A 14698-nucleotide genomic window follows, 5' to 3' on the forward strand; every position below is an offset into this window, starting at 1 on the left:
GCGCCCATTCCGACGAAACTCAAGGGACATTTGCGGTATACTAATTGCTGGAAAAAGGTGGCCGAGCGCTATCCGCCAGTTGATGGCGAGGAAGGACGATGCGCTTGAGCAATCTGGAACCGATCATTCCAGGAGACGGATCGAAGCAGCCATCGGACGCACTTGGCCAGCACGGTTACGGCGAGAAGCCAAACCGGATCGTGCCTGGTTGAGGAGGCGTCCATATCTAAGATGCGAAGTGCCGAAAAAATGCCTCTACCGCTACTTCAAGGGGGGAACTTTCGCCCTGGATTGGCGATCAGTGGCGATTGAGCTTAGTCGCGGTCAGCGCATCCGTGTGGGGGGGGCGAAATCTACAGCGAGGGTTTGGCAAGCCGACGGGTAGCGGGAGTGCAAGCTGGCCCGCTCGGCCCTGGCGACCAACCCGGCCCTCGACGCCTGCGGACATTCGGAGATCGCTCCATCGCGTTTTTACGTCGTAAGTTCGTTGCTGATCGAGATTAGGAGATCGTCTGTCCTGTTTGACATCGCTGGTCTCGCAGCCTTCTAAGCGAGGAGCATGGCTGTGCCGGGGTCGCGTAGGTGGGTGACAAGGCCGGTCACTCCTGCCAGCCGACGTGGTCTTTGAGAAGGTGGAGGTTGCGCTACCGGCTGGAGAGCATGGTGCCAGTTTTCACAAGACAAGGGTCGCTTAATCGAATGGGCGTCAAGTTCATAGATTGCGAACAGATCATGGGGGATTTGAATAGTGCTACTGACCGAGGCAGAGCTGAAAAGAGTTGCGAATGCCAGTCGAGGACATAGAGCCGCATCGATCGTTCTAAAGGAAGAGACGGCCGCAGCTACAGCCAGATCTTCATTCGACGTTTTTCTGTCACATTCTTTCAAGGACGCAGAGATCATTCTCGGTGTGAAGCGAATTTTCGAGGAGCTTGGGTTCACTGCTTACGTAGATTGGGTCGAAGATTCACAACTGGACCGCACAAAGGTCTCCTCGGCCACCGCCGAGTTGCTGCGGACCCGTATGAGGCAGTCAAAGACGCTAATCTATGTGCATTCAAACAATTCTCCAGAATCCAGATGGATGCCTTGGGAGCTTGGCTTTTTCGATGGGTTTCGGACCGCGGTAGCGGTTCTGCCCGTGGCAAAAAATTCTTCGGAAACATTCTCCGGGCAAGAATTTTTGGGCCTATACCCTTACATTGATGGGACAGGACCTGCATTCCTGTTTATGAACAGAGGGACCGCGCCTCGCTCAAGAATAGGCTCTGTAAGCTCGACTGCTAACCTCACGTTTGCCAAATCCTGGCTTAAAGAATTTACCGCCACAAAATAGACTGGTGTGCTTCAAAAATGAAATATCCTGGACTCTATAATAGCGCCGACGTGGCATCCAACGAGCAGCAGGCGACGTTTCTCCGCCTGATCCGGGCAGAGTACGTTCTTCTTTTTTTAGCGTCGGTGCTCTCTTTGGACTTGTCGCCATCAAAAGCCTATTTCGGTGTCTATGCTGCGGTATTTCTTTGCTCAATGGGAGTCCTCATTTTCCGGTCGGTCACAAAGCCCGAGCAGGTCTGGTATCAGGCTCGAGCTCTTGCAGAGTCGGTGAAGACATTGACTTGGCGCTTCGCGATGCGAGCACAGCCGTTCGATGACGCGCGCGCCGCTGACGCCAGAGCTGATTTTCGAAAGCTCATGGAAGGTATCCTTGATAGCAATCGTCACCTTGGTAGCGCGTTGAGCGGCACCGATTCAGCATCCCCCCAAACAACCGACCAGATGATGTCGATAAGGGACTCCCCGCTAAAAGAAAGAAAAGACATATATCTGCAGAGACGAATCTGCGACCAGCGGAAGTGGTACGAGAAGAAGGCGCGCTCGAACAAGAGGTCCGCGAAAGTCTGGATGGGCCTTGGTATTTTTGCATACGCTCTGGGATTCTCGTTCATCGTAGTACGCATCGCTGACCCCGCGATGCCTGGCTGGCCGACCGAGCCGCTAATTGTCATCGCCGCCTCGCTTATCGGGTGGACCCAGATCAAGAAATTTAACGAATTGGCATCGGCTTACACGTTGACAGCTCACGAGATCGGCTTGACTGCCGACCTTATTACGGACGCCAACTCGGATGAGGCATTCTCCGCCGCGGTGAACGAAGCCGAACTGGCTTTCTCACGGGAGCACACCCAGTGGGTTGCTCGTCAAAACAACTAAGAGACAACAATGGCATACAGCGATCCGACCTATGTAATATTTGACGGCGATGAAGACGCTTGGGCATACCGCTTTATGAAAGGGTGGAATGCCAGCGAGAATGTGAGTTTTGAATTCGCGAACGCTCACGATCTGGACAATATGACGAGCCGAGCACAGGACGAAGATTATGTTAAACGCAATCTTCGCAACAGAATGAATGGATCGAGCCAGGTACTTGTCCTGATCGGTGAGAAAACGAAAAACCTTTTTCGCTTCGTGCGCTGGGAAATGGAATTGGCCCTTGATCTAGGTCTGCCGATAATCGCAGCAAACCTTAACGGCTCGCGGCAACAAGATGCGAGCTGTCCGCCTATCATCAGGGACAAATGTGTTGTGCACGTGCCGTTCAAGATGAAGGCCATCAAGCACGCGCTAGCCAATTGGCCCAGCGAATTTCATCGGCTTTCAAACGCTCAGCGTGGCGATGGCGCCAGGAGCTATGGCGAAAGCACCTATCGCGATCTCGGCTTATAATCGCCCACCTAAAAGCACTTAGCCGCCAAAACATCCTCGCCATCCGCTGGCGGCGACTAGCCTTAGCAACGTCCCCCAGCGTGTTCCGAGCTTGCCGAGCGATGATAAGAAGAGACGTCCGATTTGCTGAGTTTGGCTGAAAGCTGCAGGTCATGTGCAACCTATTAGAGGAGCCCCGCTCGAAGCGTCGGATCGTCAGACAAGATCATGTCGCGCGAGGGCGCTGGTTTCGCGAGGAAAAGGAGCGGCTGTTCGATGTTTGAGGCTTGATCCAGCGTTTCGAGACTGCACGAGCGGCCAGCATTGATGGAGGCAGCTTTTCAGGCCGCGCAATTCTGTCGGCTCGCCCCCTCCTGCGAGCCGCAGCTCGGCTCGCCCTGCGCAGCAACCACGAATTTGCGATCGCAAGAAAGGCAACACGCTCACGATAGAACTTGGCGGCGCTGGTCGGCTGCGAATCAAGATGTCAATGGCAAGGAGCTCTCGCCGCGCGTCTTTGCCGGGCCGAACCTTCTGGCTATGCTCCTTCGAGAAGTCTGCCGAGCACCAGCCGCCGCACCGCCAAAGCGATCAATATGCGCGAGGGCACGACCTCAGCCTCTCAGCGCTGGCCAACCAGGTTGGAGCCTGTGCCGCGGCACGGAACCCGCTGCCTGCTGATCGAGGCGAATGTGCTTTGCCCCTGATCACCTGCATTACCACCCTTGGGAACGGCAAGACCGATCCGGACCGTCAGAATGTAAGGGATGACCGGCAGTTCGGCGGAACATGGCCGCCGGCGCTCTATCGTGCCTCGCGCGGCCGGCGGGAACAGCGTCCCGAGCGCTATTCATCCGTCAATATCGCCCGCTAATCGGGCACTATGCTGGGCGCATGCGCGTCGTAAGCTGTTCGTGTTTGCATGACGCGCCCCCGACCCTCGGCTAAGGCGAACGTGACGCCTTAGTTTTCACGGCAATTCGGGCCGATCCCGCGAATTTCACGGCGAATAACCTGCATTCCCGAGAAACTCAAGGGACGTTTCCGGTATGCTATTTGCTAAACAGGTGGCTGGCCGAGTGCCCTCCGCCAATTTATCGCGAGGAGAGGGACATGCGCTTGAGCAATCTGGGAACCGAGCAACTCCGGGAGAAGGATAGAAGCTTCGTCTTCCATCCTTCTACGCATTTGGCCAAGCACAGCCGAGGCGAAACGCCAAATAGGATTATGGCCGGTGCGGAAGGCGTCTATATCTGGGACACCGAAGGCCGAAGGAGCCTCGACGGTTTCGGAGGACTCTACTGCGTCAACATGGGATATGGATGCACGGAGATCGCCGAGGCCATTGCCAGGCAAGCACACGAATTGCCGTTCGCACACGTCTATGCCAGCCAAGGTACGGAGCCGGTCGCCCTGTTGGCAGAGGCCGTGGTCGAGTATTTCGGTCAGAACATGCGAAGGGTCTATTTCGGCCTCTCCGGTTCCGATGCCAACGAAACCAACATCAAGCTGGTCTGGTACTATAATAACATTCTTGGCCGGCCCGAAAAGAAAAAGATCATCTCGCGAAATCGCGGCTATCACGGGTCTGGATTGGTCACGGGTAGCCTAACTGGCCTTCCCTTCTTTCACAATTTCTTCGACCTGCCTCTGGATTTGGTGCGCCATACAACCACGCCGCACTATTACCGCCAGGCGCGTGTCGAGGAGAGCGAGGAAGCGTTCTCCCGGCGCTGTGCCGATGAGCTTGAAGCCTTGATCCTGGCCGAAGGACCGGAAACGGTTGCAGCTTTTATCGGAGAGCCGGTACTTGGGACAGGAGGTATTGTGCCGCCCCCCAAAGGGTACTGGACGTCCATTCAAGCGGTGCTCGACAAATACGATATCCTTCTAATCGCGGATGAAGTGGTCTGTGGCTTCGCGCGAACCGGCGAGAAGTTCGGTTCCCACCTGTATAACATGCGTCCGGATTTCGTGACCATCGCAAAGGGTTTGAGTTCCGCCTACCTCCCCATCTCCGGGTCAATCATTGGCGACCGTGTCTGGTCGGTTTTGGAACAAGGAACTGAGAAGCACGGCGCACTCGGCCACGGCTGGACATATTCGGGGCACACGCTTTGTGCCGCAGCCGCGCTCGCCAATATTCGACTGCTTAAAGAAAAAAATATTCTGGAGCATGTCCGCGATGTTGGACCGTATTGGCAAGACCGGATGAAGGCCGAGCTGGCGGGACATCCCATCGTTGGTGAAGTTCGCGGAGTGGGTATCCTGTCGGCCGTGGAGATGATGCGGGACCCAAAACAAAGGATACCATTCGAACCCGACCTTCAGGTCGGGGTGCGCACTGCAGCTGCTCTGTTTGAGAATGGCGTCATCGGACGGGCCATGCCGCATGGCGACATCCTCGGTTATGCCCCCCCCTGATCATTACCCGAAAAGAGATCGACATCATTGTCGACGCGACGGTAAAGTCGGTCGATACCACCTATCGCGCGCTGAAGGCCGAGGGTGCCGTATGATTTTGCGATCGCGAAGGAGCGAGTCCGGAGGCAGGCATGTCCCTGCGCGCTACTGCGCCGAGCAGACCCAAAACTGTTGAATTCCAGATATCTGATCTTGAGCATGCTCCGGGCTATTTCAGTCACGATTTGTAACCGAATCAGTTCTGCCGCCGCTGTCCTGTTGCCCAACGACCAGGACCTCTGTGCGGCGCGCCCTGCGGGTGTACCTCCCCGCCGGCAGGGCGCCCTTTTTGACCCACGTAATCAGTATCATTATGGCCCGTGCGGGATCGAGGGTCTGGTAAAGGTCATCTGCACGTTCCGATGCAGATTGAGCTTAGACGTGCCCTTTACATCATTGCAGCGGGCCATAATCATTGCGGTGAATTTTATCACGTCAGGTATATAGAAGGACGATACTCACACGCCACCCCGTTCACAAGGAAAGGCATTTTAATATTGTTGAGACGATTTGCCTATCAAAGAAAAGAAAGCATCGCAACACTTCTTTGCGGATCACGGCGCCCCGGGTGGGGGATGAGCGGCTATCCGAATTGTTATGCTAATGCCGACCCAAATTCCTGCAAAAGCTGGGGTCAATGATGGCTTTTGGTCAGCGCAGGATGATTTCTCCTGATTTGGTCGGTGCAGGGGCGGTCATGATTTAATGCATGGAGATTCTCTGATTGAGCTGTTGAGATCATGAGGCGTCTGCCAGACGCCCATCGGGTGAGCCCAGCATGATTGGGATGACCGACGAAGATCGAAAGTGTGGCAGCATTCTGGAGCCCGGTCAGCCCAGCGACGCCCGCGAATTCAATCACGTTTGTCGGGACATACACGACGCAGCCGGAAGGCGTGCAGAAAGAGGAAGAATCGAGCGCGACGATGACGAGGCACATGCCACTTGTTTTCGAGACATTCCTTGAAAGACTGTCACAGAGTATCGATGAGGCAGATTTCCGGGATGCCATGGCTGAGGCGGCCGGACGACTTGACCTAATCTTCTTTGCCTACCTCTCCTTGCCAGCACGGCCTTCCGGCAAACCGAGGTTAATTTCAAACTATCCACCCCGCTGGACCAGACAGTATCTGGAAAATCAGTATGAGAAACTCGATCCTGTGGTCTTGCGTGCTCGAAATGGCGGCTGCCCGTTTCACTGGGGATCGAATTTGGGAGGCGATAAAATGTCGCCGGCTCAACAGCAGCTATTCGATGAGGCGGCTCAATTCAGCATCTGCTGCGGTTTGACGATCCCAATTGTCGATCTCCGCGGCCGCATCGCTGCGGTTACTTTTGCCGCCGATGAGCCTCGTCCAGTATTTCTTCGGGTCGCTGAGCGGTACGAACAAGCTCTTCAACTGATGGCGGCCTGCTTTCATCGTTGCGTTCGCCGCAAATTGCCGAGCGATCGAACAGTGGATGGGGTTTCGCTGACATCCCGCGAATATGAGTGCCTGAGGTGGGCAGCGCGGGGTAATTCAGCCTGGGTGACCGGCCGCATCTTGGGTATCAAGCCACGCACGATCGCTTTTCATTTGGACAATGCCAAGAAGAAGCTAGGCGTGCGAACCCAAAATCAGGCTATAGCCCTTTTGGGGTCCGAAGGGTCCTCAATTGTCTGAGAAGCTTTTTGATCCCCTTGTGCTCGGGCCATTCGATCGCGCGCTTTGTATCGAGCGTTGACTGGATGCCGAGATCTTCTGTTCCGCCGGCTCGGGCGATGCAGCCGTATTCTTCCAGTCCGCGCCGGTGATCATAGTCTATGGGTGCTCGAGCGGGTGTGTCGTCGCTGACGAGCTAGTTGTGGAGCCTCAACAGGTTGTCCTCGGTTAGAGCGAGGCGACTGATAGGTGTTTTGGACTTTAGGCTCCCGTGGGGACGGTGCCAATTGTATCTGTGCAGCCAGACCGGCAACTCTGCGGCGCGGTGATCTGAAGTCGGATAAGCGATGGCATAAGCCCATTCGCGCAGTGCTGTCTGGATGAAGCGCTCGGCCTTGCCATTGGTCTTGGGTGTATAGGGTCTTGTCCTGACGTGCTTGAGGCCGAGATCGCGGCAGGCCTTGGCGAAGGCCTTTGATCTGTAGCAGGAGCCGTTGTCGGTCATGACGCGGGCTATCGTGACGCCGAGGCTGGCGTAGTAGGCCACCGCCGCCTTGAGGAAGGCGATGGCGCTTTCTTTTTTCTCGTCGGGCAGGATCTGCGAGAAGGCGATGCGGGAGGCGTCGTCGATGCAGACATGGACGAACTCCCAACTGCTGCCGCGCGAGCTGGCATTGCCGGTGCGCTTGCCGGTAATGCGATGACCGATGCGCTCGAAACGACCGAGCTTCTTGATATCGATATGGATCATCTCGCCAGGATGCTCGCGCTCGTAGCGTCGGATCGGCTCGGCCGGTTCGATATCCCGCAACCGCGACAGTCCGGCACGCTTGAGAACCCGGCTAACGGTGGCGGGCGAGACGCCGACCTCATGGGCGATGTGCTTGCCGGTCCAACGTTGCCGCCGCAGCGCCATGATGCGCTCGGCGATCAACGCAGCGGTGGCCTGCGGCATATTGGCGGGCCGCGAGGAACGGTCGATCATGCCGGCCCGCCCTTCGGACTTGTAGCGCTCGACCCAGCGCGCCACGATCTTGGCCGACACGCCGTAGACACGCGCCGCATGGGCTTTGGAGAAAGCGCCTTCTATCACCGACAGCGCCATCTCCTCTCGACGCAGCGGTGTGAGACGGGCATTCTTATGGATGTTCATTCGGACCCTCCGGTGAGTGCTGAAGCTTGGTAACTCCAGTCTCCCCGGTCCGGTCCGAATGGACAACCTCCCGAAAGCTCACAGCTAGTCGTGCGGTTATATAGTTTCCGAGGATGGCCCGCTTGCATACCTGCCTGCCGGTAATCTCTAACCCTTGACTTAGGGCGATGGCTATCGGTTATGCGGCTTGAAAGCGAAGAGGTGGACCCTTCGTCGAGCGCCGGTACGATATGGAGTGCTGCTCCGGGCTAATACCCATCCAGACAGAGCGGAACCTTCTATCACGTCAGACGCTCGGACAGTTGCCAAACCCCGATTTCCTGGGAACTGAATTGTGCTCGCCACCGGGTCCATTTTGCCGGCGCGTCTGTGGTGCAGGCCCCGATCAGCCTGACCAATGGCACAGGAACGCTTCTATGACCGAGCACTGCGAATTTGTCAGCTGGCGAACAATTCCTTGTAGCCGCTCGTCACCATCCAGTTCGCACGGTCGAGATGACTACGAAGCGCCTTCCTGGCGCGCTCCGGTTCAAGTGCCGGATCAATGCCGAGGATCAGTTGGGCCATTTCCTCTTCGGGCGCCTCATCGGCTGAGGCGTCCAGGAGCCTCATATAGATGGTAAAGTGCGCCCTGTCGTAGGCGGTAAGACGGTCAGACCAAGGGACTTCGTCGAGCAGTGTTGAGCTTTGAGTCCTATCTGTTCCCGTTGATTGATTCATGTCTGCCGCGAACCTCGCATGTTGATCGCTGGATCCAAGGCAGAATATCCCAAAATGGGATAATCCGAAACGGGGATTAGTCGCTGAGCCGGTCTCTACCTGCCGGTTCACCTAAATGCCCAAATCTCTTCGATCTCCCCGCCACCAGCGGTTTCTGGCCCAGTTGATCTCACTGCGCAATGTCAAAGGGCTGACGCAGGCGCAGGTGGCTGAGAAGCTTGGTCGTCCGCAATCTTTCGTGGCGAAATATGAGGGTGGCGAACGGCGTCTCGATGTCATTGAGTTTCTCGACGTAACTGCGGCCCTCGATGCTGATCCGTGTGAGATTCTGTTGAGCCTGCGCACGTAGTGGGCGCCCGCGCCCATCACCGCGCGTGCCGTGTGCCGGTGGGTCGAGCCCCGCTTTTCTTGGCTCTGGCGTCTCGACCATTCCGCTGCGCCTCCTAGCGCGTCGTTAGACTCTCGCAATTCGCTCTGTTTTGTGCCTTTCTCAGCAGGTGGCGCCGCATCCTTCTAGGCCCGCCGCGGCGTCCCGCAACCCTTAGCCAGCTGTGAGCTTTCAGTAGGTTGTCCATCCGGCCCTTCGGATGCGGTGCGGCTCAGACGGCGGACCCGTTCCTGTCATGATTCGCCGCCGCACCCATTCCTGGGAAGCAGCCATTGGCGAGCGGAGGACAAAATGATGAGACAGCGAAGCGCTGGGCCATCCGCGCTGTGGTGATACGTCGATGCATGGCGGTTGCGCGACTTCGTTGCTTGAAGCGAAGCGACCGCACCGCCCATTTCGTCAACTGGCGAACAAATCCTTGTAGCCGCTCGTCACCACCCAGTTTGCACGGTCGAGATGACTGCGAAGAACGTTGCGTGCGCGCTCAGGTTCGCGTGCCGGATCAATGCCGAGGATCACTTTGGCCATTTCCTCTTCAGTGGCGTTGTCGGCCGAGGCGTCCAGGAGCCTCATATAGGTTGTAAAGTGGTCCTTGTCGTAGGCTGTAATGCGGTCCGACCAGGGGACCTCGTCGGCGAACGGCGTGTTCGATCTGGGCTGCAACATCGCTAATTCTATCTCCGGCCAATGGACCCGCGAAGCCCTGTGCCTGCTAAATGTGGATTACATATTATAGTTGATAAACTCAAGCCGCCTGATCCGCTGGCTTGCGTGCATGGATATGCGCAAGTTGGTCGGACGGAATGTGCAGAGGATCAGGCAAAGGAAGCGCCTGACGCAGGAGCAGCTTGCGGAGATTTCCGGGTTCAGTCAGCAGTACATCAGCGGCTTGGAGAAAGGCCGAAGAAATCCGACAATTATCACGATCTATGAACTGGCATTGGCCCTCGGCGTCAGCCACATGGATCTGGTTCGGCCCGACAAACAGGCATGATACACCCGCCCTCCAAGTAGCTGGCCGCCTGATGGCGCGCGCCGGGTGCTCGTGAACCCAGGCTTTTCTTAGGGTCCCCCGGCAGCCCCTGCCATTTGGCTCGCCCTGGCCCGGCGCACCCTATTGGACAGTCGGCCGCTGCGGTTTTTGTCAGCCTTTCCTGGGGCGGTCGGCATTGCCTTTTAGGCCCGCCGCGGCCTCCCGCAACCTTCGCTCTCGCTTCAGGTCCTTCTCTTGGTTACGATCCTTCGGATGCGGTTCGCCTCTTTCAGCGGGCCTAATCGCTTTCTGCCGCCCACCCCACGGGGACAGCCACGCGAGACTAGTATGGAGCGTTGCGGTTAGCGCACGAACAGCAAAGGAACTGAAAAAACAGGCAACTGTCGAAGCATGGCTGAACCAGCCATCGTGTCGGCATCTTGGAGCCGCGTGTTCGCCTTGAGGCCCTGCCGGTAGGATCCCTGCAGTTGAAGTCATTGTCGGCATTCTGACAACAATGGACATGAACCGCCGAACTATCAAGGCGACCAGGTTGTTGTCTAGCAATGGTTTTCCGAATCGGCACGGCACTTGCGTTACCAAAAACAAGTACGCCGCGGCACGGATCGCCCAAGAGGCTGAACGACCTGATCTGTTTGACCCTCGCAGCAGGGGTGGATGGCTAACACAAAGGAAACTTTGAAGGTGGACGTTTTCGAAAGTTCTCCAATACCTGTCAGGAAAACACGGACGCCATCTTTCTCGGTGGATCTAGCCTTGCTGGGAGTCGCATTCGTTTGGGGGGCGAGCTATCCGGTCGGGAAAGGCGCACTGTTCTACGCGCCGGTTTCGATACTTGTTCTTTATCGCTTCCTGATTACTACGATCATTACGGCAGTGGCTGCAAGACATGAGATCGCATTGGTCTCCTGGGGCGATTTCATCCGCGGCTTCGCATTGGGAACAATACTTTTTTGCATCTTTATTGCTGAAACTTACGGCGTTGCATCGACAAGCGCAATGAACACGGCCTTGATCATATCGCTTTGTGTGATTTTCACGCCGAGCATCGACTATGGGCTATCACGGCGACTTCCACCTACGGGCATTTTGGCAAGTGCTGCCATAGCGTGCATCGGTGTCGGCATTCTCACTGGCGGGATCAGCAGGTTCAGCCCGGGTGACGCGCTTGTCTTGGGGGCCGCGATTCTGCGAGCGGTTATGGTCGTTTCCACCAAACGCCTTCTGGCCGGCCGGCAGATTTCATCTGCAGCCCTGACGGCCATCCAAGGATCGACGGTGGCAACACTTACTTTCGTTTTGGCCGTCGCTCAGTTCGGAATTTCAGGCCTTGTTGTGAGGGCCACCCTTCAGTTTTGGGGCGCTGTTGCCTTCCTTGCACTCTTCTGCACCCTCGCTGCATTCTACATTCAAAATGCCGCAGTGAGAAAATCCACACCGACACGGGTTGGCTTCTTGATGGGAACAGAACCTTTTTTTGGTTTCGTTCTAGAGCACTTCCTGTGATCGATGAATCGATTGTGATGTGACGGCTGCGTTTTGTGCTGATTCAACGTCCACCTCGATGGAGGTTGACGATGGGAAAAGCATTGAGCATGGATCTTCGGTCGCGGGTCTTGAAGGCTTCGGACGAGGGCATGTCGGCGCGGCAAGCGGCGGCGCGGTTCGGCGTGGGAGTGTCCAGCGCGATCCGCTGGATTGCGCGGGCGAAGATCGGCGAACTGGCGCCCCGCCCGCAGGGCCGCCGCCGCGCCTCCAGCCTCGATGCGCATGAACCCTTCATCGTCAGGCTGATCGAGGAGCGCAAGGACATCACGCTGAACGAGATGGTGGAGCGGCTCGTCGCCGAGCAGTCGGTGCGCATCAGCCGCAGCGCCTTGAGCGCCTGGCTTCGCCGCCACGGCTGGACATTCAAAAAAAGTCCGCGCACGCACTGGAGCAGGATCGCCCCGACATCCTGAACCGGCGCCGGGACTGGTTCGACGGCCAGCTCGACCTCGATCCGGCGAAGCTCGTGTTCATCGATGAGACCGGCCTCTCCACAAAGATGGCCCGCCTGCGTGGAAGAGCGCCGCGCGGCGAGCGCTGCCGGGCCGGCGTGCCGCATGGCCACTGGAAGACCACGACCTTCACCGGAGCGCTGCGGCTGACGGGCATGACTGCGCCCTTCGTCTACGACGGCGCCATGAACGGCAACGTGTTCCTGGCCTATGTCGAACAGGTGCTGGTCCCGACATTGTCGGAGGGCGACGTAGTCGTCATGGACAACCTGCCCGCCCACAAGGCCGCCGGCGTGCGCGACGCGATTGAGGCCGCAGGCGCGAGCCTGCTCTACCTGCCGCCTTACAGTCCCGACTTCAATCCGATTGAGAACGCCTTCGCCAAACTCAAGGCGCTGCTGCGAGCAAAGGCCGAGAGGACCATCAACGCTTTGTGGGACGCGGTCGGTGCGGTCGTCGACCTCTTCACCCCAGCCGAATGTGCCAACTACTTCAAAGCCGCAGGATATGAACCGGATTAAACAGGACGCGCTCTAGCGCACCTTCTTCTGAATGAGCCTTTGACAGTACCGAGCTTGATAGGCGCAGGCCTCGTCCTCGCTGCGACGTTTGCTGGCATCTGGTTTGAGAGCAGGACATCCAAATGAACCCCATCTTGGCTTCCACCAAACCCGCCATCGGCGGCATTTCGAGTTTTGAAGATCTGGAGGCTTTTCCGGACCGAACCGCACCAGTTGCAACCATGTTCAGCGGCGGTCTCGACAGCACCTATCTTCTCTACAAGCTGCAAAGCCTTGGCTTTGCGAACATTGAAGCTGTCGCAGCGGATGTCGGAACGCGCATCGATCAGCCTTTGTTGGAACGGACGGCAGCCATGTTCGGCGCGCGCTTTGTCTGCCTCGAAGGGCGGGATGCCTTTGTCGAACAAGGCGTGAAATCAGCCATTCGAGCCCACGCCAAGTACCTTGGCATCTATCCGTTGAGCAGTTCGTTGAGCCGTCCCATAATCGCATCTTTGGTTGTTAATCATGCTAGGTCAATCAACTCACGGCTGGTTCTTCATACAGCAAACCTTTCTCAAAACAGTCTTCCGCGCCTTAACAATAGCATTAAGCGCTCAGGATTTTCCGGCAACTTCGGCAGTCCGTATGAATGCTCTGTGATATCCCGACAACAGAAGACCTCCGACCTGTCCAAGTGTGGAGCGACTTTTGTGGCGGACCGCACGTGGAGCGCGGACGAAAACCTCTGGTGTCGGGAATTCGAGTCGGGGCCTTTGGAAGATCCCGAGAACTTTTCCATCCCCGAGGAGGCATTTGCTTGGACGCGCCACATTCCCGCAGAGCAGCCGGTAGAGATCAAACTCGGGTTTGCAGACGGAAGTCTCGTGTCAATTGATGACCGTGATGTTGCATTGGTCGACGCAATCCCGTTCCTGAATAACACGGTCGGCAAATTCGGGCACGGCCGCTTTGTCGGGCTTGAACACATCACAACCGGCCAAAAGGTTCTCGAAGTCCGCGAGGCCCCTGCCGCGGCCATTATCTTCGACGCGCTGCGTCACCTCGAAACCGCTTCTCTTGACGTGGCATCAATCGTTTTGAAGCAAGGGCTTGAGCAAGCCTGGTCCCAAGAGGCGGTTTCAGGTGCATGGGGCAGTACTATTCACCAGATGTGCGAACGGGCCATTGCATCCGCCCTCGAGGGCGTTAGCGGGAGCGTCAGCTACATAGTCGATCACACACGCTTTTTACCTCGGTCGATCCGAGCCAGGACGCCGAGATACATTAGGGACCGCGACCTTTGGGAATACCAAGCCGCAACCCACATAGCGTTGTCCAAAGCGTTCCGTCCTCGCCAAGTCACCAAAAGGGAGACACCCGTGGAAAACAACGCACCCCAGGCGCCGGCCAACCTCAGTCAACAATGCACTGACGGTCTGGTGACAAATGGATGGTGGTTTTCAAAAGGCGAGCGCGCCGAAGCCTGCTTTGGCATCGAAATTGATGCAGCCTGGAAGAACTTTGCTGACCATTGGAATCGACTTCTTCTCGATGAATACATGCGTGACGGCGGAACATATCGTTACCGGCGCTATAGCGCTTTTGAATATGACGCGACTGACGGAATCTTTAGGCTCCTACCCCACGCCCCCTACGAACAATCAAAAAGTGTCAATCATCTGAATGGCGGCTTCAAGCGCCACTTCGAGCCCCTTGAAAACTCCTTTATAGACCATCCCGTCTTAGAAAAGATTCTGACAGGTTTCTGCAGAATTCTATGTGAAGCCGCCCGACATGATCGTTGGAATATCAAGATCCATCCCTACCGGATTGTCGCGCGCGATGGTGTAAATGGCAAACCGGCACCCGAGGGCCTTCACCAGGACGGGGTGGACTTCATTGCTTGCTATATGATTGGGCGGGTCAACGTCACCGGCGGCATGAGCATGATCACCGACGCCTCAAAGGAGTTCCTCGGCGAGGTCGAAATGAACTCCCCGAATGATTTTGTGATCTGCAACGACCGCGAAACCTTTCACGATGTATCGTCGATTGTGGCCGAAAACCTGAAAATGCCGTACGCTTATCGCGACGTCCTTGTGATCGCCTTCGAGAAATTATAACG

General features: G+C 56.8%; 12 protein-coding genes and 1 pseudogene. 10 read left to right on the forward strand and 3 right to left on the reverse strand.

Features of this window, described 5'->3' with window-relative positions:
- Positions 1 to 1353 precede the first annotated feature (1353 nt).
- From EJ067_RS19480 to EJ067_RS19495, 5 genes and pseudogenes are all read left to right on the forward strand, one after another.
- A complete protein-coding gene (locus EJ067_RS19480; RefSeq protein ID WP_126087045.1) occupies positions 1354 to 2214 on the forward strand; it encodes a DUF4231 domain-containing protein in 861 nt (286 codons plus the stop codon).
- Positions 2215 to 2223: 9 nt separating this feature from the next.
- Entirely contained in the window at positions 2224 to 2730 is a 507-nt protein-coding gene (locus EJ067_RS19485) for a TIR domain-containing protein (protein ID WP_126080675.1), read from the forward strand.
- Positions 2731 to 3406: 676 nt separating this feature from the next.
- The gene (locus tag EJ067_RS34650; RefSeq protein ID WP_164781893.1) at positions 3407 to 3583 is read left to right on the forward strand and encodes a hypothetical protein; all 177 of its coding nucleotides are present in this window, start codon (positions 3407 to 3409) and stop codon (positions 3581 to 3583) included.
- Positions 3584 to 3822: 239 nt separating this feature from the next.
- A pseudogene (locus EJ067_RS19490) lies at positions 3823 to 5228 on the forward strand (aminotransferase).
- A gap of 870 nt (positions 5229 to 6098) precedes the next feature.
- A complete protein-coding gene (locus EJ067_RS19495) occupies positions 6099 to 6836 on the forward strand; it encodes a LuxR family transcriptional regulator (RefSeq protein ID WP_082826574.1) in 738 nt (245 codons plus the stop codon).
- Between the two features lie 175 nt (positions 6837 to 7011).
- Here EJ067_RS19495 and EJ067_RS19500 read toward each other — a convergent pair whose 3' ends face one another.
- Both EJ067_RS19500 and EJ067_RS19505 read right to left on the reverse strand, forming a co-directional pair.
- Positions 7012 to 7968: an IS481 family transposase gene (locus EJ067_RS19500; RefSeq protein ID WP_063169302.1), complete on the reverse strand. Its 957-nt coding sequence runs from the start codon at positions 7966 to 7968 to the stop codon at positions 7012 to 7014.
- Positions 7969 to 8406: 438 nt separating this feature from the next.
- Positions 8407 to 8688 (reverse strand): DUF2285 domain-containing protein, encoded by a 282-nt coding sequence (locus EJ067_RS19505; RefSeq protein WP_063169301.1) that lies wholly within the window; start codon positions 8686 to 8688, stop codon positions 8407 to 8409.
- Between the two features lie 115 nt (positions 8689 to 8803).
- Here EJ067_RS19505 and EJ067_RS19510 point away from each other — a divergent pair, with 115 nt between their 5' ends.
- Positions 8804 to 9037, forward strand: a complete 234-nt coding sequence (locus EJ067_RS19510) for a helix-turn-helix transcriptional regulator (protein ID WP_082826573.1) — start codon at positions 8804 to 8806, stop codon at positions 9035 to 9037.
- A 438-nt stretch (positions 9038 to 9475) separates the two neighbouring features.
- Here the strand turns inward: EJ067_RS19510 and EJ067_RS19515 are convergent, their stop codons facing one another.
- Entirely contained in the window at positions 9476 to 9742 is a 267-nt protein-coding gene (locus EJ067_RS19515; RefSeq protein WP_063169299.1) for a DUF2285 domain-containing protein, read from the reverse strand.
- A 109-nt stretch (positions 9743 to 9851) separates the two neighbouring features.
- Here EJ067_RS19515 and EJ067_RS19520 point away from each other — a divergent pair, with 109 nt between their 5' ends.
- The 4 genes from EJ067_RS19520 to EJ067_RS19540 all read left to right on the forward strand — a co-directional run bounded on the left by EJ067_RS19520 (position 9852) and on the right by EJ067_RS19540 (position 14696).
- Complete coding sequence (locus EJ067_RS19520; RefSeq protein ID WP_029354714.1) at positions 9852 to 10070, forward strand: helix-turn-helix transcriptional regulator; 219 nt, start codon at positions 9852 to 9854, stop codon at positions 10068 to 10070.
- A 684-nt stretch (positions 10071 to 10754) separates the two neighbouring features.
- The gene (locus tag EJ067_RS19525) at positions 10755 to 11576 is read left to right on the forward strand and encodes a DMT family transporter (protein ID WP_245467989.1); all 822 of its coding nucleotides are present in this window, start codon (positions 10755 to 10757) and stop codon (positions 11574 to 11576) included.
- A 71-nt stretch (positions 11577 to 11647) separates the two neighbouring features.
- Positions 11648 to 12591, forward strand: a protein-coding gene (locus tag EJ067_RS19530) for an IS630 family transposase (protein WP_189510039.1) whose coding sequence is annotated in 2 segments (ribosomal slippage) — positions 11648 to 11984 and positions 11984 to 12591 — 945 coding nt in all. Because the reading frame shifts where the segments join, the coding sequence is not laid out codon by codon here.
- Between the two features lie 122 nt (positions 12592 to 12713).
- Positions 12714 to 14696 (forward strand): argininosuccinate synthase-related protein, encoded by a 1983-nt coding sequence (locus EJ067_RS19540; RefSeq protein WP_063169298.1) that lies wholly within the window; start codon positions 12714 to 12716, stop codon positions 14694 to 14696.
- The last annotated feature ends 2 nt before the right edge of the window (positions 14697 to 14698 follow it).

This window comes from Mesorhizobium sp. M1D.F.Ca.ET.043.01.1.1 (assembly GCF_003952385.1).
Classification (GTDB): Bacteria; Pseudomonadota; Alphaproteobacteria; order Rhizobiales; family Rhizobiaceae; genus Mesorhizobium.